Origin of the sequence: Streptomyces sp. NPDC059696 (assembly GCF_042733745.1) — a bacterium.
GTDB lineage: Bacteria > Actinomycetota > Actinomycetes > Streptomycetales > Streptomycetaceae > Streptomyces.
Genome location: NZ_JBHWFG010000142.1, coordinates 1 through 1,075, shown reverse-complemented (window position 1 = coordinate 1,075; position 1,075 = coordinate 1). Strand labels below are relative to the sequence as shown.

Here is a 1,075-nt window from a genome sequence, read left to right as displayed (position 1 = left end):
GTGGAACCCACGGCCGAAGCGTTCGCCGGCTACGTCCGCAGCATCGACCGCTGGCGGATCATCCCGTATCTCGATCCCGGTCTTCCCGCTGCCTTTCTACCCGTCGACTGGCCAGGAGCCGAAGCATCAGCACTCTTCGCCCGTATTGTGGAAGCCCTCGCTGGTCCCAGCGCGCAGTTCGTCCGCCAGTCCCTGGGACTCACGGCCGTGGGACTAACGGCACCTCGGGGCGTCCGGTAGCCGCCCGCTCACGGGCTGCAATGCCACGGAGGTAGGGCTCGCCCAAGTCTGCAATGGGCGTCTTGGCCGTCTCACGGGAGAACAAGGCCGAGACGGCCGCGATTGCCATGCACAGGGCCGCGAAACACGCCACTGGCAGCCAGCCGTCCTGTCCTTTGCCCAGTAGGAGGCCGGCGATCAAGGGGCCGAATCCCGCCACCACCAGGCCCAGTTGATTACCCAGCGCCATCCCGGAATAGCGGACCGGTGCTGCGAACAACTCGGCAAAATAGGCGGGCCAGATTCCGTTGAAGCAGGAGTACAACAGGGTCATGTTGACGAACGCCGCAAGGAAAACCAGCACGATGCTTCCGCTGGCCAGCGCCGCGAAATACGCGAAGATCGTGACTGAGCAGCCGACGGCGGCCGTCAAAAGCAAGGGCCGCCGTCCCACAGCGTCCGACAACTTGGCGACGAACGGCATCACGAACATGGACAGGCCAATGGCCACCGCGTTGACCGTGAGGATGGACGCCTTGTCGAAGCCAGCCGAACCGGTGGCATAGGCCAGGCCGAAGACCGTAAAGATGGTCTGCATGACGGACATGATGGACATCCCGATGACGCGGAGCACGTCCGGGGATTGGAACCGCAGGACCTCCCGAAGTGGCATCCGGGCGACCGTCCGCTGCTCTTTGGCTTCCTCGAACACAGGAGTCTCGTCCAGATGGGTCCTCACCCAATATGCAATGGCAAGAACAACCACGGACAGCCAGAACGGAATTCGCCAGCCCCAGCTCATCAAGGCCTCGACCGGCAGGGCCGCCACCGGAATGAAGACCAGGGTGGCCAGGAC

The 1,075-nt window shown here is 63.8% G+C and carries 2 protein-coding genes; one reads left to right on the top strand and one right to left on the bottom strand.

Features of this window, described 5'->3' with window-relative positions; all coding sequences use genetic code 11:
• The gene (locus ACFV20_RS37200) at positions 1–240 is read left to right on the top strand and encodes a PaaX family transcriptional regulator C-terminal domain-containing protein (protein ID WP_385665620.1); all 240 of its coding nucleotides are present in this window, start codon (positions 1–3) and stop codon (positions 238–240) included.
• On the opposite strand, the gene ACFV20_RS37195 is transcribed toward ACFV20_RS37200, so the two are convergent.
• Positions 200–1,075 (bottom strand): MFS transporter (locus tag ACFV20_RS37195; protein ID WP_385665617.1); only part of this gene is annotated, 876 nt, incomplete at its 5' end. The genes ACFV20_RS37200 and ACFV20_RS37195 overlap by 41 nt on opposite strands.